Consider the following 24,848-nt stretch of genomic DNA (forward strand, 5'->3'; position numbering starts at 1 on the left):
TCTACCGCTTGCGGACGTGCAGGACGGCGCCGTCGACCACCGCCACCGGCTCGTACCCCGCCAGGAGGCGTCGTAGCGGCCGGATGCGGTCCGGGGCGTAGGGCTTGCCCCGGGAGTCGTCGACGATCAGCCGGGGCGGACGCTCCGCCAGCTCCCGGCGGAGGGTGTTCCAGGCGCCCTGCACGGCGTACCGCTCCCCCACCCGCGGGCAGTCCCGGCCGCCGCTGTAGTTGGTGAGCAGACCCGCCGTCAGATAGCGGGTCGCGGGAGGCCGGTCGGCGAGCCAGTACGTCTCCGGGTGCATGCCCCACAGCAGGACCCGGTCGCCGGGGGCGGTGCGCTCGGCGACGGCCTGCGCCAGCCGCTGGGCGTGGGTCAGCTCGGGGCGGGGAGCCAGCAGGCCCCAGGTCAGGAACAGGGCGCAGCAGCAGGCCGAGGTCAGCAGCGCGCGGGTGCGGCGGGTGTCCGGGGCGGTGCGCAGGGCCGCGGTCGCCAGCAGGGCCAGGGGCGGGGTGAGTTGCAGGTAGTAGTGGCCGAAGAAGTGGAAGCCCAGCGCGACCGCGCCGGAGGAGGCCAGCAGCCACAGCCACAGGTCCGCCGCCCCCGTCCGGGTGGTGCGCCAGGCGCGTGCCAGGGCCGGCAGAAGGCCCGCGCAGGCCGCGGTCAGGAGCGCCGTGTTGGCCAGTCCCCGGGCCAGGACGTGGAGTTCGGAGCCGGTGAAGGAGGCGTAGGCGCCCGATCCGGTGACCGTCCAGAACAGGAAGCCGGCCGGGTCCGTGGCCACCGCCGCGGCCGTCACCGGCAGCGCGGCGCCCAGCCCCACCCGCAGCAGCCCGCCCCACGACGGGCCGCACAGCCACAGCACCGGCAGCAGCACCGCCCCGCCGGTCTGCTTGGCCAGGAACGCGCAGCCGACGGCGACACCCGCCGCGGCCCAGCGGCGGCGGTCCGCGCACCACATCGCGGCGGCCGTGCAGGGGAGCATGAACACCTCGAAGGCGGCGGCCTGCGCGTCCTCGGGGTTGAGGCCGACCGAGATCAGCAGGTACAGCACCCCGGCCGTACGGCCCGCGGTGTCGCCCCAGCGGCGGCGGGCCAGGGCCGCGAGCAGGACCGCGGTGGTCAGCTGGGCGAGGACCGCCAGCACCCGCACCGAGGTCAGCGACTCCGAGCCGGTCAGCGCGAACGCCCCCTGGTAGAGCCACGGCACGAGCGGCGGCTTGCGGTCCACGACCGTGGTGTACAGCTCCCCGCCGTGCGCCAGTATCCGTGCCTGTACGGCGAGGAAGCCCTCGTCGGGGTTCCACAGGGGGCGGGCGAAGGAGGGCAGCCGGGTGACGCAGGCCAGCAGCGCGAGGAGGGGCAGCAGGCCCCGCCAGTAGCCGAGAGCGGCTCCGGGTGCGACTACGGAGCGTTGTGGAACGAGGGGCTCGGCGTACATGGCACGCACGCTATCCGGCCCCGCAGTCCCTGGCGGATCGGGACATACGGGGCCTGACTGTCGAACGGTTCAGCTACTCGGTGTCACCGCGTGGCGGGGTGGCCGTGTCGCCGAGTACCGTCTCCTCGTGCCGTCCGAGGCGGCTGTGGCTCCGGCCGTAGAGGAAGTACACGACGAAGCCGAGCGCCATCCAGATGGCGAACCGGACCCAGGTCTCGGCGGGCAGGTTGATCATCAGCCACAGTGAGGCGCAGACCGACAGGATCGGCACCACCGGCACCCACGGGGTGCGGAAGGACCGGGGCAGGTCGGGGCGGGTGCGGCGGAGGATGACCACGCCGATCGCGACCACCACGAAGGCGAACAGGGTGCCGATGTTCACCAGCGCGGCGAGTTCGGTGAGCGGGGTGAAGCCCGCGAGGATCGCGATGATCACGCCGAGCAGGATCGTGGGGCGGTAGGGGGTCTTGAACCGCGGATGGACGCGGGAGAAGAAGCGGGGCAGCAGGCCGTCGCGGCTCATCGCGAAGAAGACGCGGGTCTGGCCGAGCAGCAGGATCATGCAGACCGTGGTGAGGCCGACCGCGGCGCCGAAGCTGATGAAGCCGGCGAACCAGGGGTGCCCGGTGGCCTTGAAGGCGTCGGCGAGAGGGGCGTCCACGGAGAGTTCGCTGTAGTGCTGCATGCCCGTCACGACGATCGACACGGCCACGTACAGCGTGGTGCAGATGAGGAGCGAGCCGATGATGCCGCGGGGCATGTCCCGCTGCGGGTTCTTGGTCTCCTCGGCGGCGGTGGCCACGACGTCGAAGCCGATGAAGGCGAAGAACACGACCGAGGCGGCGGTGAAGATGCCCATCACGCCGAAGTTGGAGGGCGCCCAGCCGAACATCAGCTGGATCAGTGGCGCCTGGAGGCTCTCCCCGGCGTCCACGGCCTGCTGTTCGGGGATGAACGGGTCGTAGTTCTTGCCCTCGATGAGGAAGGCGCCCGCGACGACCACGGTCAGGACGACGGCCACCTTGATGGCGACGACGATCGAGGTGATCCGCGCCGACAGCTTCATACCGAGGACGAGGATGCAGGTCAGGACGAGGATCAGGGCAGCGGCGAGGATGTCGAAGCCGAAGCCGTCGGCGCCCTCCCTGCTGCCGAGCCCCACCGGCATGTTCCAGCCGGCGTTGTCCATGAGTGACTGGATGTACCCCGACCAGCCGACGGCCACCACCGCCGTGCCGAGCGCGAACTCCAGCACCAGGTCCCAGCCGATGATCCAGGCGGGCAGTTCACCGAGGGAGGCGTAGGAGAAGGTGTAGGCGGACCCGGCGACCGGGACGGTGGAGGCGAACTCGGCGTAGCAGAGGGCGGCGAGCGCGCAGGCGACGCCGGCCACGACGAAGGCCAGGGCGACGGCCGGACCGGCGTTGTTCTTGGCGACGGTGCCGGTCAGGACGAAGATGCCGGTGCCGATGATGACACCGACGCCGAAGACCGTCAGGTCCAGGGCGGACAGGGATTTCTTGAGGGCGTGCTCCGGTTCCTCGGTATCGAGGATGGACTGCTCGACCTTCTTCGTCCGGAAGAGGGTGCTGCTCACTGGCGTACCTCCCACGCTGTGTCGTCCCGGACATGATCGAGAGGGGGCGTGGTGCGTATGCCCTGACACCCGTGACGTCACACGGATGGGCCGGTTCCACCACCGTAAAGGCGGGTGGAACCGGCCCGTTGGGAGCAATCCGCGGGGTCAGTCGCGCGCGGACTCCACCTCGGCCGGGGAGCGGTCGTACTTGCCGTCCATCCGGGAGACCAGGCCGGTGACCTGGCGGGCGATGTCCGGGGCGGTCAGACCGATCTCGGTGAGCACCTCGGCGCGCGAGGCGTGGTCGAGGAAGCGCGGCGGGATGCCGAAGTCGCGCAGCGGGACGTCGACGCCCGCGTCGCGCAGCGCCTGGGCGATCGTCGAACCGACGCCGCCGACGCGGGAGTTGTCCTCGACGGTGACGACCACGCGGTGGCGCTCGGCGAGCGGGGCCATGGCCTCGTCGACGGGCTTGACCCAGCGCGGGTCGACGACGGTGGTGGAGATGCCCTGCCGGTCGAGCAGGGAGGCGATCTCCAGGCACATCGGGGCGAGCGCGCCGACCGAGACCAGCAGTACGTCGGGCCGGTCGGTGCCGGGCTCCCGCAGCACGTCCATGCCGCCGACCCGGCCCACGGCCGGTACGGCGGGGCCGACGGCGCCCTTGGAGAAGCGGACCACGGTCGGCGCGTCGTCGACCTCGACGGCCTCGCGCAGCTGGGCGCGGACCTGGTCGGCGTCGCGCGGGGCGGCGAGCCGGAGGCCGGGGACGACCTGGAGGATCGACATGTCCCACATGCCGTTGTGGGAGGCGCCGTCCGTGCCGGTGACTCCGGCGCGGTCCAGGACGAAGGTCACTCCGCACTGGTGCAGGGCCACGTCCATCAGGACCTGGTCGAAGGCGCGGTTGAGGAAGGTGGCGTAGACGGCGAAGACCGGGTGCACCCCGCCGGTGGCCAGGCCCGCCGCGGAGACGGCGCCGTGCTGTTCGGCGATGCCGACGTCGTAGACCCGGTCGGGGAACGCCTTGGCGAACTTGTCCAGGCCGACCGGCTGGAGCATCGCGGCGGTGATCGCGACGATGTCCTCGCGCTCCTTGCCGAGCGCGACCATCTCCTCGCCGAAGACGGAGGTCCAGTCGGCGCCGGAGGAGGCGATGGGCAGTCCGGTGTCGGGGTGGATCTTGCCGACGGCGTGGAAGCGGTCCGCCTCGTCCTGGAGGGCGGGCTGGTAGCCGCGGCCCTTCTCGGTGAGGCAGTGCACGATGACCGGGCCGCCGAAGCGCTTGGCGCGGGCCAGGGCGGACTCCAGGGCCTCGATGTCGTGGCCGTCGATGGGGCCGACGTACTTCAGGCCGAGGTCCTCGAACATGCCCTGCGGGGCGATGAAGTCCTTCAGCCCCTTCTTGGCTCCGTGCAGGGTCTCGTAGAGGGGCCTGCCGACGACCGGGGTGCGGTCGAGGATGTCCTTGGTGCGGCTGAGGAAGCGCTCGTAGCCGTCGGTGGTGCGCAGGGTCGCCAGGTGGTTCGCCAGGCCGCCGATGGTGGGTGCGTACGACCGCTCGTTGTCGTTGACGACGATGACGAGCGGGCGGTCCTTGGCCTCGGCGATGTTGTTCAGCGCCTCCCAGGCCATGCCGCCGGTGAGGGCGCCGTCACCGATCACGGCGACGACGTGGTCGTCGCGTTTCCTGATCTGGTTGGCCTTCGCCAGGCCGTCGGCCCAGCCGAGGACGGTGGAGGCGTGGCTGTTCTCGATCACGTCGTGCTCGGACTCGGCCTGCGAGGGGTAGCCGGACAGGCCGCCCTTCATCTTCAGCCGGGAGAAGTCCTGGCGGCCGGTGAGCAGCTTGTGCACATAGGACTGGTGACCGGTGTCCCACAGGACCTTGTCCTTGGGCGATTCGAAGACCCGGTGCAGGGCGATGGTCAGCTCCACCACACCGAGGTTGGGGCCGAGGTGGCCGCCGGTCTTGGAGACCGCGTCGACGAGGAAGGTCCTGATCTCGCCGGCCAGCTGGTCCAGCTGCTCCAGGCTGAGCGTGTCCAGATCGCGCGGTCCCCTGATGCGGGTCAGCAGCGGCACCCGTGCCTCCTTGCAGTTTCGCTGTTCGAGCTGTTGCCGGGCTTGTCGAGTCTAATGTTCCGCCCACGCGGCCCGCGCCCGGGCGGTGCGTCGTACGTCACGCGATCGGCTGTACCCACAATGCGGGGTTCCTATGACATGGCTGTTGCCCGGTACCGCCATTGGTACCGGGCAACAGGTTCAGCGGGTGCGCTAGGCGCGACCGGCGGTCTTCTGGGTCTTGCGGGTGACCGCGTCGATGACGACGGTCGTCAGCAGGACACCACCGGTGATCATGTACTGGACCGGGGAGGCGATGCCCTCCAGGGCCAGGCCGTACTGGATGGAGACGATCACCAGGACACCCAGGAGGGCGTTCCAGGTGCGGCCCCGGCCACCGAAGAGCGAGGTTCCGCCGATCACGGCCGCGGCGATGACGTTCATCAGGAACTCACCGGTGCCCGCGCCCTGGTTGGCGGAGGCGATCTTCGAGGCCACGAAGAGGCCGCCGATCGCGGCGAAGGTGCCGGCGATCGCGAAGACCGAGATCCGGACCAGCTCCACGTTGATGCCGGCGCGCCGGGAGGCCTCGACGCTGCCGCCGAGCGCGAAGACCTTGCGGCCGTACGCGGTGCGGCGCAGCACGAAGTCCGTGAGCAGGAGGACCGCGAGGAAGAGCACCACGGCCAGCGGCAGGCCCTTGTAGGAGTTGTAGACCATCGCCACGGCGAACGACACGACGCCGAGCAGCACGGTCCGCACGATGATGTCGGTGAGCGGCCGGGACGGCACTCCGACGGACGCCCGGCGGCGGTTCTCGAAGTACGCGGCGAGGAAGTACCCGGCGGTCGCGACGGTCGCCAGACCGTACGCCGCGGCCACGTCGGAGAAGTAGTAGCTGGTGAGCTGGGCGACCAGGCCCTCGGAGTCGAGGTTGATGGTGCCGTTGCTGCCGAGGATCTGGAGCATGAAGCCCTGCCAGAACAGCAGACCGGCCAGGGTCACGGCGAAGGCGGGGACGCCGATCCTCGCGAAGAAGAAGCCGTGGATGGCGCCGGCGGCGGTGCCGGTGAGGATGGCCAGCACGAAGGCGAGCCACTCGTTCATGCCGTGGGTGACGCTCAGCACCGCGAAGGTGGCGCCGGCGACGCCGGAGACGGAGCCGACCGACAGGTCGATCTCGCCGAGCAGCAGCACGAACACGATGCCGACGGCGATCATGCCGGTGCCGACCATGGCGACGGAGATGTCGGACAGGTTGCCGGCGGTGAGGAAGTTGGAGTTCAGGCTCTGGAAGATGATCCAGATGACCGCCAGGCCGATGATGACCGGGACGGATCCCAGGTCTCCGCCCTTGAGCTTGCGCTTGAACTCGCTGACGTACCCGGCGAGGCCCTGCTCGCGCACCAGCAGCCGGGGGTCGACGGCGACGTCGGAGCCGCGTGCCGCCTCGGGGTTCTCCACCACGTGGTCTTCGGGGGTCCCCGAATCCGCCGCGGTCTTGTCGATGCTCACTTCTGAGCCTCCCCATTGGTGCGCGCCGCACGACGGGTCACGGCGTTGTCCGTGGCACCGGTGATGGCGGAGATGATCTCTTCCTGCGAGGTCGACTTGACCTCGAAGACGCCGTTGTTGCGTCCGAGCCGCAGGACGGCGACCTTGTCGGCCACCGCCTTCACATCGGCCATGTTGTGGCTGATGAGGATGACGGCGTGGCCGCGCTCGCGCAGCCGCTCGACCAGGTCGAGGACCTGGGCGGTCTGCTCGACACCGAGGGCCGCGGTGGGCTCGTCGAGGATGACCAGCTTGGGCTCGCCCAGCATGGAGCGGGCGATGGCGACCGTCTGGCGCTGACCGCCGGAGAGCGAGGCGATCGGGATGCGGACGCTGGGGATGCGGATCGACAGCGTGTCCAGCAGCTCGCGGGAGCGGCGCTCCATCTCGATCTCGTCCAGGACACCGCGCTTGCGCAGCTCGCGGCCCAGGTAGAGATTGCCGACGACATCGATGTTGTCGCACAGCGCGAGGTCCTGGTAGACCGTCGCGATGCCCAGGGCCTGGGCGTCGTGCGGCCTGTTGATCGTTACGGACTTCCCGCCCCACTCGATGACGCCGTCATCGATGGGGTGCACGCCGGCGATCGTCTTCACCAGCGTGGACTTTCCGGCGCCGTTGTCGCCGACCAGGGCGACAACCTCACCGGCGTGGACCTCAAGCTCTACGTCGGTGAGCGCCTGGACGGCACCGAATCGCTTGGAGACCCCGCGCAACGCCAGCACGGGCGTAGCGGACACGTGAACCAACTCCTTCGCCGCCTGACCCGGCGGAAGGTAGTGCAGAAAAATAGGGGGGGTTGTTCCGTCCGGCGCCCCGCGCCGAGCTTGCGGGGCTGTCGAATGCGCGGGGCACCGGAGGGAGCCTTGAGCATCAAGTCCCGTAGGGGAATCCAGGGACGAATTCCCCTACTTGGGCAGGGACCTGCGGCTGTTTACTCGAGGCCGATCTTCTCGCAGGCCGCCTTGTACTTGGCGGTGCAGATCTCCGCGACGGTGTAGACGCCGTCCTTGACGACGGTGTCCTTGATGTTGTCCTGGGTCAGCGAGGTGACGTCGACCAGGATCGAGGGGATGCCCTTGTTGGTGGGGCTGTCCACGCTGTCGGCGGCGATGGAGTCGAGCGACTTGCCCTGGGCGAGCGCGACGGCCATCTCGGCGGCGGCGTCGGCCTCGGGGGCGTACGGCTTGTAGACGCTCATGTACTGCTCACCGGTGACGATGCGCTGCACACCCGCGAGCTCGGCGTCCTGACCGGTCACCGGGACGTCGATGCCGGCGGCCTTGAGGGCGGTGATGATACCGCCGGCCATGCCGTCATTGGCGGAGTAGACGCCGATGATCTTGTCCTTGCCGATCGCCGAGATCGCGCCCTCCATGTTGGCGTTGGCGTTCTCCGGCTTCCACTCCTTGGTGTCGTACTCCTTGCCGACGTTCACCTTGCCGTCGAGGACGGAGTGCGCGCCCGCCTTGAACTGGGCGGCGTTCGGGTCGGTGGAGGAACCGTTCATCATGACGATCTGGCCGTCCTTGGCCTTGTCGCCGAGGGCCTCCAGGAGCGCCTCACCCTGGGTCTTGCCGACCGTCTCGTTGTCGAACGAGGTGTAGGCGTCGATCGGGCCCTGCGCCAGGCGGTCGTACGCGACGACCGGGATGCCCGCGTCCTTGGCCTTCTGCACGGAGGACTTGATGGCCGCGGCGTCGACCGCGTCCAGGATGATCACGTCCACCTTGTTGGTGATCATCGAGTCGACCTGCTGGCTCTGCTGGCTGGCGTCCTGCTTGGCGTTGGCGTAGACGACCTCGCCCTTGCCGTTCGTCAGCTCGCCGATCTTCTTCTCGATGAGCGGGCGGTCGAACTTCTCGTAGCGCGCGGTCTGGTTCTCCGGAAGGAGGAGGCCGACCTTGATGTCGTCGCCCTTCGCGGCGCTCGACTCGTTGGAACCACTGTCGTTCGCCTCATCGGCGCTGCCACAAGCGGCGAGCGAGATGGCCATTGCACCTGCGGCAACGGCGACGGCGGCACGACGCATACGCGTGTTCACTCTAGAAACCTCCCTGACGAGGCCGCGACGTTGCGGCCGAGGTGGCTGGAAGTCAACTCGGCCACGCGTGCGACGTCAAGAAGTAAATCCTTAACGGGTTGGCAACGGTGCCATCCGTTCTCTAAGTGAAGGCGGGCGCCGCAGCGTGCAGAGTGCCGTCCAAAAGGGTCGAATCGCCCATCTCGCTCAGTGCGAGGGCGAGCGCTCCGAGCACTTCCGCACGGCCTCCAAGGGCCCCTGGGAGAACGGAGAGTTGACGTGCCGCGCTGGGGATCGCGTACCGGCTCACGGACTCCCTGATGGGCCCGAGAACCAGCTCGCCGGCCTCGGCGAGATCACCGCCCAGGACCACCCGGCTCGGATTCAGGAGATTGCAAAGATTGGCCACTCCACTGCCGATGTGTCGGCCCACGTCGGCGATCACCCGACGGCAGCCCGGATCTCCGTCCCTGGCCAGCCGCACAACGCCTTCCATGGTGAGGTCCGTACCGTGACTGGACTGGAGGAGCGGCAGCACGTAGCGGGCGGCCGTGAAGGTCTCCAGGCAGCCGCGGTTCCCGCAACGGCAGACCGGGCCGGATTCATCAAGTGTAATATGTCCGATTTCGCCTGCTGTGCCGCCGGGCCCTCGGTAGATCTTCCCGCTGATCACCAGGCCCGCGCCGACACCGCTCGCGACCTTGATGTACGCCAGGTCCCGGACCCCTCGGCCGCTCCCCCAGACCAGCTCGCCCAGGGCGCCCAGGTTGGCGTCGTTGTCCACGTGCACCGGCACGCCGAGCCGCCCCCGCAGCTCCTCGGCGGGCTTGGTGCCGGTCCAGCCCGGCAGGATGGCGGTGGAGCCCAGGCTGCCGGACTCCACGTCGATCGGGCCGGGCACTCCGAGGCCGATGCCGGCGATCTTCGTACGGTCCACGCCGGTCGCCGCGATCAGGCGGTTGACCAGCTCTTCCGCCCGGTCGAAGCCCTGCGCGGCGGAGGCGTCCACGTCCAGCGGCTCGGACTCCTCCGCCAGCACCTGATGGGCGAGGTTGCCGACCGCGACGCGTAGATGGGTGTGCCCGAAATCGACGCCGATGACGATGCCGGCGTCGCCGCTCAGACTGACGCTGCGGGCCCGGCGTCCGCCCGCGGAAGTGGGCGTGACCTCGACGGTCCCGCCGTCCTTCAGTTCCCGGACGATATTGGAGACCGTCGCCGCCGACAGGCCCGTCGTCCTGGCGATCTCCGCCTGGGTGAGCGAGCCCGCCAGCCTCACGGCACGCACGACCCGCTCCAGGTTGGCTCGGTGCAGCGACGACTGCGACCCCGGAGTCTCCACGACGACCTCCTGCGCGCGGGACCGCTTCAGCGAGGCCCCGTCTATGTCCAACTAGTGAACTCTAAGCTGAGCCGTTCGGGTTGCCTCCCGTCAAGAGGTTGAACAGTATCCGGGGTCCAGCACACACCGACGCACGCCGCTCCCTGGGACGGGAACGGCGTGCGCACGGGCGAATGCCGAGGGTTACTTCAAGGTGGCGGAGGTAAGGCCCGCCTGAACCTGACGCTGGAACGACAGGTACACGACCAACATGGGGATCATGGCGATGGTGACGCCGGCGAAAAGGACCGGAAGGTCGGATGCGTACCCCTGCTGCTGCTGGAGCTGGATGAGCCCCTGGGTCAGGACGTACCGTTCCGGATCGTCACCGCTCTGCGGCTGCATCAGCACCGTCGGCAGGATGAACTGGTTCCACTGGCCGAGGGTGTTGAAGATGCCGACACTGAGCAGTCCCGGCTTCGCCATCGGCAGCATCACCTGGAAGAACGCCCGGGTGTGCGAGGCGCCGTCCAGGATCGCCGCCTCGAACACCGCCGTCGGCAGGGTCCGGAAGAAGGCGTGCATGAAGAAGACCGTGAACGGCATCGAGTAGGCGACGTAGACCAGGATCAGGCCCTGGTAGGTGTTGAGCATGTCCAGCCGTTTGACCATGAAGAACAGCGGGACCAGCGCCAGGAACACCGGGAACATCGCCCCGGCGACGAAGAAGTAGTACAGGAACCGGTTGCCCCAGAACTGGTACCGGGCCAGCACGTACGCCGCCATGGCGCCGAACAGCATCGTCAGCGGCACCGAGAAGACCAGCACGATGACGGTGTTGAGGAAGTAGTCCCCGATGCCCTTGTCCCAGGCCCGGGAGAAGACGTCCAGGGACCAGTTCTCCGGCCAGCCGAAGGCCGAGGAGCCGATCTGCACGTCGGACTTGAAGGAGCTGAGCACCAGCCACACCAGTGGCAGCACGATCAGCAGCGCCCACAGGGCCAGGAAGCCGTGCGAGAAGACGTTCAGTACGACACCCTCGCCGCGTTCGTCGGCCGGTCGGGCCGGTGCCTTGCGGACCGCGGGCGGGGTGGGGGCGGAACCGCCGGGGGCGGTGCCCTCCTTGAGAGGTGCGCTCATCGTCGTTTCTCCCGCTCAGAACTCGATGCGCTCGCGGCGGGTGGCGCGCAGCGTGACCACGGACACGATCAGGGTGAGGAGCAGCATGACCACGCCCATGGCGCAGGCGTAGCCGCTCTTTCCGTACAGCAGGAAGTTGCGCATCATCACCGTCGCCATGACCTCGCTGTGGTGATCGGGGCCGCCGCCGTAGTCGCCCGAGGTCATCGTCGTGACCAGGATGAACATGTCCATCGCGGCGATGCCGAGGTAGACCCACGCGGTCTGCACGGAGTCCCACAGCAGCGGCAGGGTGATGCGGAAGAAGGTGTGCGCCCGTCCGGCGCCGTCGATCAGCGCGGCCTCGTAGATGTCGCGCGGGATGGACTGCATGGCGGCGGAGAACAGCACCAGGTAGAAGCCGACCCCGTGCCAGACGACCACGGCGATCAGCGCCCACAGCACGAAGTTCGGCTCGTTGAGCCACTCCACCGGGGTGTCCGCGTCGACCAGGCCGAGCTTGATGAGGAAGCCGTTGAGCATGCCGCCGCCGTCGCTGCGGTACACCGCTCCGAACAGCACGGCGAGAATCGCCAGCGACAGGACCTGCGGGAAGAAATAGACGATCTTGTAGAAGCCGGAGCCGGAGACTCCGGCCACTCCGCCGGCCCGTCCGCGTCCGCCCGCGTTGAGCATGAAGGCGAAGAACAGCGCGAGCAGAATGGTGATCGCGGGGATGAAGATCAGGAACAGGATGTTGTGCCAGATCGCCCCCATGAAGACGTCGTCCTTGAACAACGCGGTGTAGTTGTCCAGGCCGACGAAGTTGAACGTCTGCGACTGACCGCCCCAGTCGGTCAGCGAATAGCCGAACGTCTGGATGTAAGGCCAGATCACGAAGATCAGATAGAGCGCCACGGGAACGAACAGAAATCCCGCGACGAACCGGTGCTGCCCTTTACGCATAGGCGTTTCCTGCCCCTGAGGTCCCGTTCCGGGCCGGTGGTCCTCCGGCCCGGAACGCGGTCGGTCGTGCGCGAGATGTCAGTCCCGGCGGTTCTTCGCGGACTCCGGGTCCTTGGCCTGCTTGTCCACCGCGGCCTGGGCCCGCTTCAGCCACTCCTTGGGCTGGATGCGCTTGGCCATCAGCTCGTTGGACGCGTTCTCGATGGCCGTGCCCATCTCGCTGTACCACTCGGTGTACAGGAACCGGAAGGTGTTGTCACCGGCCGCCTTGGACGCCTCGACGGTCGACTGGGTGCCGGGCCGCAGCTGGACGCTGGGGTCGACGCCGTCGGCCAGGATGGTGAGCGAGTTCGCCTCCTTGGCGAACGTGGTCGACCACTCCTTGGAGAGCATCATCCGCATGAACTCCTGGGCCGCGGGCAGGTTCTTCGCCTTGGCCGGGATGATGAAGGGCTCGCCGGAGCCGGCCCGGATCGCCTCGAAGGGCAGCTTGCTGTCGGGCAGCAGCGGCATCGGCAGGAACTTCATGTCGAAGTCCTCCGGGGTCTGCTTCAGCTGCTCGTTCTCCAGCCAGGAGCCGCTGGTGATGAAGACCGACTTGTACTGGTTCCACCGGGTCTGCGACTCGGTGTGGGTCAGACCGTTCGTACCGGGCATCAAGTAGCCCTTCTCGACGACCTCGTAGATGGCCTCGATGGCGGCCGTGGCGGCCTCGGAGCCGACGAACGCGTTGGGTTCGAGGTTGTCGATCGCCTTCATCGCGTCCAGACCGCCGGTCTTGGCGATCAGGTCCATGATGGCGACGTTGATGTAGTACGGGTACTTGCCCTGGTGGGCCAGGCCGCCGATGCCCTGGGACTTGGCGTCCTTGCAGATGGCGAGGAAGTCGTCCCAGGTCTGGGGCACCTCCCAGCCCTTCTCCTCGAAGAGCTTGCCGGAGTACCACAGGCCCCACACCGTGTAGATGTAGTTCAGCGCGACGACCTTGCCGCCCTGCATGCCCGCGTCCAGGGTGCCCGGGATGAGGGTGTCGCGGACCTTCTTGCCCGGGTCGTCGATCGAGGGCGAGTCCAGGACCTCGGCGAGGTCGAGGAGCTGGCCGTTCTTGTGCAGCACGTCGATCGGGATCTGCTGGGCGCCCGAGTCGTCCACGATGTCCGGCGGGTTGCCGGCGTTGAAGCGCGGCTGGAGCTTGCCGGTGATCTCCTGGGTGCCGGTGTGGGTGGAGGTGACCCCCCACTTCTCCTGGAAGGACGCCTCCCACGCCTTGGCGTAGTCGTCGCCGTAGCCGCCCTTGAAGACGACGACGTCGAGCTTGCTGCCCTTCTTCACGCCGAAGGGGTTCGACTTGGAGGTCTTGCCCGCGGTGTCGTCACCGGAGTTGTCGTCCCCGCCGCCGCTCGCGCAGGCGGACAGGAAGCTCATCGTGGGCACCGAGATCAGACCGAGTGCGGCGGACCGCTTGATCAGATCACGGCGGTTGGTGCCGTCCGTGCTGTTCGGACCGGAAGTGCTGTTCGGACCGGAAGTGGATCCCATGCTCAAGTCCTCGCCTTCTCCAGGACTCAGGCGGTGAACCGGATCCTCGCCGGCACCGCGGTCAGGTCAAGCAGGGTCGTACGGGAAGTACCGTGAATCGCCGACAGGTATAGTCCACTTCCGGCCGACGGAGCAAGATCGAATGCAAGGTTGGCCGACGGTCTTTTCCGAGTTGAGACCTCTCGGAAATATGAGCGGGCTGCGCCCTCCCCGGTGGAAATATCCCCGCCATCACCCCCGAATGCCACAGTCAACACCCTTGACACCACAGTCGACTTGAGCCACTACTAATCCTTGCGCACCGAAGCTGACAACGTTGTCCAGAGCGCAGGGAGAGTGCTTGCCGATGCGGCAGAGACGTGGCACGGCGGTCGTGTGGACGACCGCCTTCGCCTTGGCGGTGGGTTCACAGGGCGTCGCGGTGGCCCTGCCCGAGGCCCCCTCGGCGGACCGGGAGTTCGCCTCCTCCTTCGAGAGCGGCGACCCCGCCCCGGACTGGCTGAACACGGTCGACACGGGACCGGACGGCGCCCCGAGGTCGGCGGGCGTCGACGGCGGCTACAGCTCGGGCATTCCGGGCAATGTGACCGACCATGTCACGGACGTCCGGGCCAACGGCGAGAACTCCGGCGGCGGCGAGGTGAAGGAGAACCTCGTCGACGGGGAGCCGAGCAGCAAGTGGCTGGTCTTCGAGTCCACCGGCTGGGCCGAGTTCGACCTGGACGAGCCGGTGCGGGTCGCGAAGTACGCGCTGACCTCGGCCAACGACGTCGCCGGGCGCGACCCCAAGGACTGGACCCTGAAGGGCTCCACGAACGGCACCGACTGGACGACCCTGGACTCCCGCTCCGGGGAGACCTTCGCCGAGCGGTTCCAGACCCGGACCTTCGACATCGCCGAGCCGGGCGAGTACCGGCACTTCCGGCTGGAGGTCACCGCGAACAACGGCGCCTCCGGGATACTCCAGCTCGCCGATGTGCAGATCTCCACCGGGGGCGGCGAGGACCCGGTGCCCCAGGACATGCTCTCGCTGGTCGACCGCGGCCCGAGCGGCTCGCCGACGGCGAAGGCGGGCGCCGGGTTCACCGGCAAGCGGGCGCTGCGCTACGCGGGCCGGCACACCGCGGACGGGCGGGCGTACTCGTACAACAAGGTCTTCGACGTCGATGTGGCGGTCGGCCGGGACACCGAGCTGTCGTACAAGATCTTCCCCTCGATGGCCGACGGCGATCTGGACTACGACGCCACCAACGTCTCCGTCGACCTGGCCTTCACCGACGGCACGTACCTGAGCGACCTCAGGGCCACCGACCAGCACGGGTTCGCGCTCACCCCGCGGGGGCAGGGCGACGCCAGGATCCTCTACGTCAACCAGTGGAACAGCGTCACCTCCCGCATCGGCTCGGTCGCGGCGGGCCGGACCGTGGACCGGATCCTGGTGGCCTACGACTCCCCCAAGGGCCCGGCGAAGTTCCGGGGCTGGCTGGACGACGTGGCGCTGCGGACCGCGCCCAGGGAGCGGCCCAAGGCCCACCTGTCGGACTACGCGGTCACGACCCGGGGCACCAACTCCAGCGGCGGCTTCTCCCGCGGCAACAACTTCCCGGCGACGGCCGTGCCGCACGGCTTCAACTTCTGGACGCCGGTGACCAACGCGGGCTCGCTGAGCTGGCTCTACGACTACGCGCGCGGGAACAACGCGGACAATCTGCCGACGATCCAGGCGTTCAGCGCGAGCCATGAGCCGAGCCCCTGGATGGGCGACCGGCAGACCTTCCAGGTGATGCCGTCCGCCGCCGCGGGCACCCCGGAGACCGGGCGCGACGCCCGCGAGCTGGCCTTCCGGCACGAGAACGAGACCGCGCGGCCGTACTACTACGGCGTGCGGTTCGAGAACGGCCTGAAGGCCGAGATGACGCCGACCGACCACGCGGCGGTGCTGCGCTTCACCTACCCCGGCGACGACACGAGCGTCCTGTTCGACAACGTCACCGACCAGGCCGGGCTGACCCTCGACCAGGAGACCGGCACCTTCACCGGCTACTCCGACGTGAAGTCGGGCCTGTCGACGGGCGCCACCCGGCTCTTCGTGTACGGCGAGTTCGACAAGCCGGTGACCGAGGGCGACTCCGGCGGCGTCAAGGGGTACCTGCGGTTCGACGCCGGGGACGACCGCACGGTCACCCTGCGGCTGGCGACCTCGCTGATCAGCGTCGACCAGGCCAAGGCCAACCTGCGCCAGGAGGTCCCGGACGGCACCTCCTTCGACTCCGTCAAGCAGCGCGCCCAGCGCCAGTGGGACCGCATCCTCGGCAAGGTCGAGGTCGAGGGCGCGACGCCGGACCAGCTGACCACGCTGTACTCCAGCCTGTACCGGCTGTACCTGTACCCCAACTCCGCCTTCGAGAAGGTCGGTTCGAAGTACCAGTACGCCTCGCCGTTCTCGCCGATGCCGAACCCCGACACCCCGACGCACACCGGGGCGAAGATCGTGGACGGCAAGGTGTACGTCAACAACGGTTTCTGGGACACCTATCGGACCACCTGGCCGGCCTACTCGCTGCTGACGCCCTCTCAGGCGGGCCAGATGGTCGACGGGTTCGTCCAGCAGTACAAGGACGGCGGCTGGACCTCGCGCTGGTCCTCCCCCGGGTACGCCGACCTGATGACCGGCACCTCCTCCGACGTGGCCTTCGCGGACGCGTACGTCAAGGGCGTCGGCTTCGACGCGAAGTCGGCGTACGACGCGGCCGTGAAGAACGCCACCGTCGTGCCGCCCTCCTCCGGCGTGGGCCGCAAGGGCATGGCGACCTCGCCGTTCCTCGGCTACACCAGTACCGACACCCACGAGGGCCTGTCGTGGGCGCTGGAGGGCTACCTCAACGACTACGGCATCGCGCGGATGGGCCAGGAGCTGTACCGCAAGACCGGCGAGAAGCGGTACAAGGAGGAGTCCGAGTACTTCCTCAACCGCGCGCAGGACTACGTCAACCTCTTCGACTCCGAGGCGGGCTTCTTCCAGGGCCGCAGCGCCAAGGGCGACTGGCGGGTTGAGTCCTCGAAGTACGACCCGCGGGTGTGGGGCCACGACTACACGGAGACCAACGGCTGGGGGTACGCCTTCACCGCGCCGCAGGACTCGCGCGGCCTCGCCAACCTCTACGGCGGCCGCTCCGGGCTCGCCGACAAGCTCGACGAGTACTTCTCCACGCCGGAGACCGCCTCGCCCGACTTCGTCGGCTCCTACGGCGGAGTCATCCACGAGATGACCGAGGCCCGGGACGTCCGGATGGGCATGTACGGGCACTCCAACCAGGTCGCCCACCACGCGATCTACATGTACGACGCGGCCGGGGAGCCCTGGAAGGCGCAGCGGAACGTCCGCGAGGTGCTGTCCCGCCTGTACACCGGCAGCGAGATCGGCCAGGGCTACCACGGCGACGAGGACAACGGCGAGCAGTCGGCCTGGTTCCTCTTCTCCGCGCTCGGCTTCTACCCGCTGGTGATGGGCAGCGGCGAATACGCCGTCGGCTCCCCGCTGTTCACGAAGGCGACCGTCCACCTGGAGAACGGCGAGGAACTGGTCGTCAAGGCGCCGAAGAACAGCGCGCGCAATGTGTACGTCCAGGGCCTGAAGGTCAACGGCCGCTCCTGGAAGTCGACTTCGCTGCCGCACAAGCTGCTCGCGAAGGGCGCGGTCCTGGAGTTCGACATGGGTCCCAAGCCCTCGTCCTGGGGCACCGGCAAGAACGCGGCGCCCGTCTCCATCACCACCGACGACCGGGTGCCGACACCCCGGGCGGACGTCCTGAAGGGTGAGGGCGCGCTGTTCGACAACACCTCGGTGACGAACGCGGCGGTGACCGGTGTGGACCTGCCGACGGCGGAAGCCGCCAAGGGCGTGCAGTACACGCTGACCTCGGCGGACCGTACGAAGGCACCGGCCGGATGGAGCCTCCAGGGGTCCTCGGACGGCACCCGGTGGACGACGCTGGACCGGCGCACGGGCGAGTCCTTCGCCTGGGACCGGCAGACCAGGGCGTTCTCGGTGCGGACACCGGGGACGTACGGCAAGTACCGCCTGGTGTTCGACGGTGAGGCGACCCTCGCGGAGGTCGAACTCCTCGCCGAGTGATCCACGGCGCGGGGGGCGGTGTCGCGTGCGGCGCCGCCCCCTTTCGTGCGGCGGTCCCGGTCGTTGGTGCGGTGGCCCGGAGAGAAAGGGAGCTGACAGGCCGTGATCGGCGTGCCTATGATGCCGCCGATGACGACCTTCTCCTCGCACCGATTGGGGGACTCGTTCGCACCAGGTGAGTGCTGATGGCAGCTCACTTCGCGAACGTGATTCCACCCCGCCTGCTGATGTGGCGCCGTGTACGCGAGTACGCCGTGCCCCCGTCCATGATCGAGACCGCGGCCGCCCGGCGTGCCGCCGGGGACTGGGCCGGGGCCTGCGCCGCCGCCCGGATCGACGTGGATCTCGATCCGCGCGCCGTGCGCGACCGCCACGGCACCGAGACCGCCGCCCGACTCCGCGCGGATCTGCGCCTGTTGGCCCCTGATCTGCTGCGCTGGCACATGCCGAGGATCGCCCCCGACGGGCGGCTCCGGCCCGGCCTCACGCTCTCCCTGGCCCGCTACCGGCACCCCGGCGGGACTCCGCTGCACCTGGTGGTGCGGACACCGCCGGCCCGGGCGGACGCCGGGCAGCGCATGTCGCTGGCCCTGTGGGAGGAGTCCGGGCGGTACCCCGCCGGACACCATCCGCACCCCCGTCCGGACCGGCGCTTCCGGCTCGATCTGCACCGGCACCTGTGGGACGCGGCGCTCAGCGCCGAACTCGCCCCGCGCTCCGGTGCGCGAGGGGTTCGGACCGGCCTCGATCGTGCCGGCCTCGATCACGTCGGCCTCGATCATGTCGGCCTCGACTCCGGTTGGGCGGTGGACCGTTGGGCCGCCGAGGCGGAGCTGCTGCTGCGCGCGGAGGGACGTTCCCGCGAGGCCTTCACCGTCCGCCTCGGCACGGGCGGGCCCACCGTGCTCGAACTCCTCGCTCCCGACGACAGCCATGCCCCGGTCTGCCGCCCGGTGCGCCGCCCACCGCCGCCGCAGGAGGTGTCGGCACTGCCGGTCCTGCCGGAGGCGGCGGCCCGGGTCCTGCCGGACCTGGAACTGGTGCGCGCCGGCCTCCTCGAACCGTCCCGTCTGCACCCGCTCGTGGCTCGGGCGCTGGTGACGGGTGCGGGGCTCGCCGCCGCCCCGGACCTGGCGGAAGTGCCCGGTCCCGACGAGCTGTTCGGCGGGAGCGGGGACCCGCATCGGGTGGAGTGCCGGGGAGCGACGCACCGGATCGCGCTGCGGGACGGGGTGCTCGTGGCGGTCGACCATGATCCGGCCCAACTGCGGCGCGAGGAACTGCTGGTGGCGCTCGGCGGGCCGCCGCTGCCCTGTCTGCGGGCGATCGACGCGGCCCACCGCAGCCCGGAGGCGCTGCCCGCGGTACGGGAGCGGCTGACCCACGGGGATGTCACCGGGGCGCTCGCCGTGGTCGAGGGGCTGCTCGGTCCCGGTGCCGTCCTGCGCGAGGGTCCGCTCCGGGACGCACTGGAGTCGGCCGCCGCCCGCCGTGTCGACCACGGCCTCTACCGCTCGGCGCTGATCGCCGACCACCACGCGGCCGTCAGGTCCGCCGACGCGCCCCGCCGGCCCCGCCCCGGCCGACGTACGCCCTACCCGCTGCTGAGCAAGCGGGGCAACCGGGCCCGGCCGCGCACCGGCCAGGCCCGCTGAACTTCTTCCACCTCTCCCTCGGACGGCTTCCCGTCCCCTCGAACCCCCAGGTGATGCCCATGACTTCCAGCACCCTCATGCCCGTCGACCCGTTTCCGACGCCCCCTCGGCTCTCCGTCGCCGACGACCTGCTGACGCTCCTCAGGACCACCACCACCGAGCCCCGCCCCGACGAACAGCTCGACGCCCTCACCCTGGCCGTCGCCGCCGACCTGCCCGTCCTGCTCTGGGGCGAGCCCGGCATCGGCAAGACGGCCGCGCTCACCCAGCTCGCCGCCTCCCTGGACCTGCCGCTGACCACCGTGATCGCCAGCGTCCACGAGCCGACCGACTTCTCCGGGCTGCCGATCGTGGGCGACGACCCGGCCAACCGGGGTGTGCCGATGGCGCCGCCGCAGTGGGCCGTGGAACTCGTCCGCGCCGGGAAGGGGCTGCTCTTCCTCGACGAACTGTCCACCGCCACCCCGGCCGTGCAGGCGGCGCTGCTCCGGGTGGTGCTGGAGCGCCGGGTCGGTGCGCTGCAACTCCCGCCGGGGGTACGGATCGTGGCCGCCGCCAACCCCCGCGCGTCGGCGGCGGACGGGTGGGAACTGAGCCCGCCGCTGGCCAACCGGTTCGTGCATCTGTACTGGGTGCACGACAAGGACGTGGTGGTGCGCGGTCTCGGCGGGGTCTGGCCCCGGGCCGAACTGCCCCGGCTGGAACCGGAACTGCTGCCGGAGGCGGTGGCGTTCGCCCGGCGCGCGGTCTGCGGTTTCCTCCGGGCCCGGCCGACCCTGATCCACCGGCTGCCGAGCACCGAGGCCCGGCGGGGCGGCGCCTGGCCCTCGCCGCGCAGTTGGGAGACCGCGCTGACCCTGCTGGCCTTCGGCACCGCGGCCGGTGTCTCCCGCGAGGTGCTGGCCCTGCTGGTGCGGGGCGCCGTGGGGGACGGCCCCGGGCTCGAACTCCTCGCGCACCTCGACCGGATGGACCTGCCGGACCCGGAGTCGCTGCTGGCCGATCCGGCCTCGGCCGAGCTGCCGCAGCGCGGCGATCTGCGACAGGCCGCGCTGGAGGCGGTGGTGGCCGCGGTGGGGGCACGGCCGGAACGGGCGCGCTGGGAGGCCGGCTGGGCCGTGCTGGTGCGGGCCCTGGAGACGGGCGCGCCGGATCTCCTGGTCGCCCCGGCCACGGCCCTCGCCTCGCTGCGGCGCGACGACTGGGAGGTGCCGGACGCGGTGGAGCGGCTGGCCTCGGTCGTCGGGCTCTCGGAGCGGGCGGACCGGTCGGTGCGGAGGGCCGCTTCGCGGCCGGGCGGCCGGGTGGACCAGGTGGGCCGGGTGAGCGGGGTGGGCCGATGAGCGGGGTTCCGCGGCCGTATCCGATGGCGCCGCCTCCGCCGCCGCGGCCGGTGCGGGTGACGGTGCCGGCGGCGCCGTCGGGTGTGTCCGGTGCGTCCGGTGCGTCCGGTGCGTCCGGTGCGTCCGGTGCTGACAACCCTGCCGGACTGCGGCTGGACATGGAGAAGTTGCTGGCCGCCCGGCTGCACGCGGTCAAGGTCCGTCCCTATCTCGCGGACGCGCTGTTCGCGCTGCACGTGGTCGAGGACCGGGCCGTGCCGACGATGGCCGTCGACGCGCACTGGCGCTGTTACGTCTCCCCCGGCTTCGTGGCCCGCACCCCGGTGGAGGAACTCGCGGGCGTCTGGGTGCACGAGGTCTCCCATCTGCTCCGCGACCACCACGGGCGGGGCGAGCGCTACGCGCGCGCCCACGAGGAGGACGGCACCGGGGGCACTGGGGGCACTGGGGGCACTGGGGGCACTGGGGGCACTGGGGGCACTGGGGGCACTGGGGATGGTGCCCGTGCGGAGCGGCTGCGCGGGCTGGGCCGGCTGCGGCGGAACATCGCCGCCGACTTCGAGATCAACGACGACATCTACGGGGAGGGTCTGCCCCGGCCCACCGGGGCGGTGCTGCCGTCCCTGCTGCGGCTGCCCGACGGGCTGCTGATGGAGGAGTACCTGCGCCGGGCGTCCCTGGACGGGCTGGCCGCGGAGCTGGCCTGGCTGGACTGCGGCAGCGGGGCCGACGGGGAGCTCCGGCCGTGGGAACTGGGACCGGGCGGGTCGCACGGACTGACCCGGCAGCAGCGGGACGCGGTGCGTTTCCGGGTCGCCGAGGGGATCAAGGGGCGGCACGGTGAGACGCCCGAGGGCTGGCAGCGGTGGGCGGAGGAGGCGTTCCATCCGCCGCAGCCGTGGCGGCAGTTGCTGGGGGCGGCGGTGCGGTCGGCGGTGGGCGCGCCGGGGGTGGGCGAGGACTACACCTACCGGCGGGCGTCCCGGCGGTCGGCGGCGCTGCCCGGGGTGGTGCTGCCGAGCCTGCGGCGCAATCCGCCCCGGGTCTGCGTGGTGATCGACACCTCGGGGTCGGTGAGCGACTCCGAACTGGGCAGCGCGCTGCTGGAGGTGGCGGCGATCGTGCGAACGGTGGGCGGACGGCGCGACCTGGTCTCGGTGATCTCCTGTGACGCGGCGGCGGGAGTCGCGGTGCCGCTGTGCCGGGCCGAGAACCTCGAACTGATCGGGGGCGGGGGTACGGATCTGCGTTCCGGGTTCGCGCGGGCGCTGGGGGTGCGGCCTCGGCCGGACGTGGTCGTCGCCTTCACGGACGGGCAGACGCCCTGGCCGTCGGTGCGGCCGTCCTGCCGGACGGTTGTGGGGCTGTTTCCCCGGCCGGCCGGGGCGGTGGACGAGGAGGACCCCGAGTACGTGCCGGACGCGCCGCCGGCCTGGGCCCGAGTGGTCGAGATCGGCTGAACGGGCGGGGGGTGCGGCGGGTGCTGGGTGTGCGTTGACCGTTGGGTGCGGGTGGGTGGGGGCTGAGCGCGCAGTTCCCCGCGCCCCTGGCCGGCGGAGCCGGCCGCCCGTCCTCGGCGTCCGTTCCGTCGTCGGCCGCGGGACGGTGGGGGCTTGGCGCGCAGTTCCCCGCGCCCCTGTCGGGCTGGTCGATCATGTCGGGTGCGGGGCCGTGGGGGCTGAGCGCGCGGTTCCCCGCGCCCCTGGCGGGCGGAGCCGGCCGCCGTCCTGGGGGGGCGGGGTGGGAGCGGTGCCGGGCGGGTTCCGGTCCGCCGGGTGGGAGCGCTCCCAGCCCGCCTGCTCCGGAACGTAGCGCCATCGGGGTGGAGTTGTAAACGTTCAGGCGTGCAGGCCCGCCCGCGTCGCGTCCGCCGGGACCGCGTCGGCGCGGGGCAGGCACACCGTGAACTCCGTGCTGCCGGGCGTGCTGCGTACGTCGATCCGGCCGCCGTGGGCCGTGGTGATCGCCGCGACGATGGCGAGGCCGAGCCCCGAACCGCCGTCAAGGCCGGGGGTACGGGCCCGTGAGGCGTCGCCCCGGGTGAAGCGTTCGAAGACCGTGGGCAGCAGGGTGGGCGGGATGCCCGGACCGTCGTCCGTGACGCGCACGACGCAGGCGGCGCCCCTCGTCTCCACGGCGGCCACGACCCGCGTACCGGCCGGCGTGTGCACGCGGGCGTTGGCCAGGAGGTTGGCCACCACCTGGTGGAGCCTGGCCTCGTCGCCCTGGACCAGGGCCGGGGCGTCGACGTTCAGCTCCAGCCGCCAGTCGTGGCCGCCGCCCGCGGCCCGTGCGTCCCACACCGCCTCCGCGACCAGCGCCGCCACGTCCACCTCGGCGGACTCCAGCGGGCGCCCCTCGTCGAGGCGGGCCAGCAGCAGGAGGTCCTCGACCAGGCCCGTCATCCGGGCCGACTCGGCGGAGACCCGCCGCCAGGCCAGGACCGGTTCGATCCGGTCGGTACCGCGGTTCATCAGCTCCGCGTACCCCGCGATGGAGGCGAGCGGGGTACGCAGTTCATGGCTGGCGTCGGCGAGGAAGCGGCGCATCCGCTCCTCGGTGCGGCGGCGCTCGACCAGCGAGGACTCGACGTGCTCGATCATCCGGTTGAGCGCGGCGCCCACCTGGCCGGCCTCGCTGCCGGGGTCGGTGTCACGCTCCGGGACCCGGGTGAGCGCGGTGACGTCACCGCGGTTCAGCGGGGCGCGGGAGACCTCGACGGCCGTGGCGGCGACCCGGCCGAGCGGCCGCAGCTGACGGCGTATCACCACCGCGCAGGCGGCGCCCGCGACCGCCAGTCCGGCGGCGGCCACGGCCGCCTCGGCGACCACCATGCCGCTGATCATGCCCTGGACGTCGTCCATGGGCAGACCCGTGAGCACCCGCACCCCGTCGTCGTCGAGCGCGGCGACCCGGTAGGTGCCGAGGCCGGGGACGGTGCGGGTGTGCCGGGAGCCGTCCGTCGCGATGCCCGCGAGTGCGGCGCGCTGGGCGGCGGTCAGTTCCACGGGGGCCGCGTCCTGGTGGACGACGGCGGCGGACAGGACGGTGCCGTCCTCGTCGAGGCGGGCGGCGAGCAGTCCGGCGGGCTGGCCGTTCTCGTACAGGAAACCGAGGCCGTCGATGTCGTCGGGGAGGAGCCCTGCGCCGCCGAGGCTGCGTTCGGCGGCGTCGCCGACCCGGTCGTCGAGGTGGCCGAGGAGCGCGTCGCGCTGGACCAGGGCGGTGGTGAGGGCCATCGCGGCGCACACCACGACGAGGGTGGCGCTGATGAACAGCACCAGCCGGGCCCGGATGGAGCGGGTGCGCGGGCACCGGGTCATCTGCCGTCCGCCCCCGCCCGGATGAGGTAGCCGAGGCCGCGCACGGTGTGGAGCATCGGGGCGCGGCCCTTGTCGATCTTCCGGCGCAGGCTGGAGACGTAGACCTCCACCAGGTTGCCGCCGCCGTCGAAGGAGCCGCTCCAGACGCGGTCCAGGATCTGGGCCTTGCTGAGCACCTGGCGGGGGTGGTCCAGGAACAGGCCGAGGAGTTCGAACTCCTTGGCGGTGAGCCGGACGGGCCGGCCCGCGCGGTGCACCTCGCGGGTCTCCCGGCTCATCACCAGGTCGCCGAGGACCCGTACGGAGTCCTCGCTGCGGGCGTGCTCGCCCCCGGCGCGGCGGAGCAGTCCGCGCAGCCGCAGGACGACCTCCTCCAGGGAGAAGGGCTTGGTGACGTAGTCGTCGGCGCCCGCCTCCAGGCCGTCGAGGCGGTGTTCGAGCGCGTCGCGGGCGGTGAGCATCAGCACGGGAAGGTCGGGCTGTTCGGCGCGGAGTCTGCGCAGGACATGGAGGCCGTCCAGGTCGGGCAGCATGCCGTCCAGGACGACGGCGTGCGGGGCGCAGCCGCGGGCGAGGCGGAGCGCGCTCTGCCCGTCGAGCGCGGGATAGGGCTGCCAGCCCGCCTCGGTGACGGCCACGGACAGCACTTCGCACAGGCCGGGCTCGTCGTCCACGACGAGCACGCGGACCCGCCCCGTGCGCGACCCCCGGGTTCCAGACATGTCCTGATGCTGTCCCGGCCGGCTGAGGGACTGCTGTGTTCCACCTGAGGAGAGGTGATGGGCG

Annotated in this window: 16 protein-coding genes; 4 read left to right on the forward strand and 12 right to left on the reverse strand. The window is 70.7% G+C overall.

Annotation, left to right across the window (positions count from 1 at the left end; all coding sequences use genetic code 11):
* Position 1 precedes the first annotated feature (1 nt).
* From AB0E07_RS36100 to ngcE, 10 genes are all read right to left on the reverse strand, one after another.
* Positions 2-1,441, reverse strand: coding sequence for a glycosyltransferase family 39 protein (locus tag AB0E07_RS36100; RefSeq protein WP_362261544.1), 1,440 nt, complete (start codon positions 1,439-1,441; stop codon positions 2-4).
* 73 nt (positions 1,442-1,514) lie between these two features.
* Positions 1,515-3,038 carry an amino acid permease gene (locus AB0E07_RS36105; protein ID WP_362261545.1) on the reverse strand — a complete coding sequence of 508 codons (1,524 nt, stop codon included), beginning with the start codon at positions 3,036-3,038 and terminating at the stop codon, positions 1,515-1,517.
* A gap of 147 nt (positions 3,039-3,185) precedes the next feature.
* A complete protein-coding gene (gene dxs / locus AB0E07_RS36110) occupies positions 3,186-5,105 on the reverse strand; it encodes a 1-deoxy-D-xylulose-5-phosphate synthase (protein ID WP_362261547.1) in 1,920 nt (639 codons plus the stop codon).
* A 192-nt stretch (positions 5,106-5,297) separates the two neighbouring features.
* On the reverse strand, positions 5,298-6,599 hold the full coding sequence (locus AB0E07_RS36115) for a sugar ABC transporter permease (protein ID WP_362261549.1): 1,302 nt from the start codon (positions 6,597-6,599) through the stop codon (positions 5,298-5,300).
* Positions 6,596-7,387, reverse strand: a complete 792-nt coding sequence (locus tag AB0E07_RS36120; protein WP_362261551.1) for an ATP-binding cassette domain-containing protein — start codon at positions 7,385-7,387, stop codon at positions 6,596-6,598. The genes AB0E07_RS36115 and AB0E07_RS36120 overlap by 4 nt, the downstream gene beginning before the upstream one ends.
* A 185-nt stretch (positions 7,388-7,572) precedes the next feature.
* Positions 7,573-8,670 carry a substrate-binding domain-containing protein gene (locus AB0E07_RS36125; protein ID WP_362261597.1) on the reverse strand — a complete coding sequence of 366 codons (1,098 nt, stop codon included), beginning with the start codon at positions 8,668-8,670 and terminating at the stop codon, positions 7,573-7,575.
* A 133-nt stretch (positions 8,671-8,803) separates the two neighbouring features.
* Positions 8,804-10,003, reverse strand: a complete 1,200-nt coding sequence (locus AB0E07_RS36130; RefSeq protein ID WP_362261599.1) for an ROK family transcriptional regulator — start codon at positions 10,001-10,003, stop codon at positions 8,804-8,806.
* 183 nt (positions 10,004-10,186) lie between these two features.
* Entirely contained in the window at positions 10,187-11,122 is a 936-nt protein-coding gene (locus tag AB0E07_RS36135; protein ID WP_362261553.1) for a carbohydrate ABC transporter permease, read from the reverse strand.
* 15 nt (positions 11,123-11,137) lie between these two features.
* The gene (locus AB0E07_RS36140) at positions 11,138-12,067 is read right to left on the reverse strand and encodes a sugar ABC transporter permease (protein WP_362261555.1); all 930 of its coding nucleotides are present in this window, start codon (positions 12,065-12,067) and stop codon (positions 11,138-11,140) included.
* A 78-nt stretch (positions 12,068-12,145) separates the two neighbouring features.
* The gene (gene ngcE, locus AB0E07_RS36145) at positions 12,146-13,606 is read right to left on the reverse strand and encodes an N-acetylglucosamine/diacetylchitobiose ABC transporter substrate-binding protein (RefSeq protein WP_362261557.1); all 1,461 of its coding nucleotides are present in this window, start codon (positions 13,604-13,606) and stop codon (positions 12,146-12,148) included.
* Between the two features lie 346 nt (positions 13,607-13,952).
* On the opposite strand from ngcE, the gene AB0E07_RS36150 reads away from it, so the two are divergent.
* From AB0E07_RS36150 to AB0E07_RS36165, 4 genes are all read left to right on the forward strand, one after another.
* Positions 13,953-17,741, forward strand: coding sequence for a GH92 family glycosyl hydrolase (locus AB0E07_RS36150; protein ID WP_362261559.1), 3,789 nt, complete (start codon positions 13,953-13,955; stop codon positions 17,739-17,741).
* A gap of 185 nt (positions 17,742-17,926) precedes the next feature.
* Positions 17,927-19,396, forward strand: coding sequence for a hypothetical protein (locus AB0E07_RS36155; RefSeq protein WP_362261561.1), 1,470 nt, complete (start codon positions 17,927-17,929; stop codon positions 19,394-19,396).
* 59 nt (positions 19,397-19,455) lie between these two features.
* Entirely contained in the window at positions 19,456-20,739 is a 1,284-nt protein-coding gene (locus AB0E07_RS36160) for a MoxR family ATPase (RefSeq protein ID WP_362261563.1), read from the forward strand.
* Positions 20,740-20,897: 158 nt separating this feature from the next.
* Entirely contained in the window at positions 20,898-22,199 is a 1,302-nt protein-coding gene (locus AB0E07_RS36165; RefSeq protein WP_362261565.1) for a VWA-like domain-containing protein, read from the forward strand.
* Positions 22,200-22,577: 378 nt separating this feature from the next.
* Here the strand turns inward: AB0E07_RS36165 and AB0E07_RS36170 are convergent, their stop codons facing one another.
* Complete coding sequence (locus AB0E07_RS36170; RefSeq protein WP_362261567.1) at positions 22,578-24,062, reverse strand: ATP-binding protein; 1,485 nt, start codon at positions 24,060-24,062, stop codon at positions 22,578-22,580.
* Positions 24,059-24,784 carry a response regulator transcription factor gene (locus tag AB0E07_RS36175; RefSeq protein ID WP_362261569.1) on the reverse strand — a complete coding sequence of 242 codons (726 nt, stop codon included), beginning with the start codon at positions 24,782-24,784 and terminating at the stop codon, positions 24,059-24,061. The genes AB0E07_RS36170 and AB0E07_RS36175 overlap by 4 nt, the downstream gene beginning before the upstream one ends.
* Between the last annotated feature and the right edge of the window lie 64 nt (positions 24,785-24,848).

Origin of the sequence: Streptomyces sp. NPDC048002 (assembly GCF_040653275.1) — a bacterium.
Classification (GTDB): domain Bacteria; phylum Actinomycetota; class Actinomycetes; order Streptomycetales; family Streptomycetaceae; genus Streptomyces.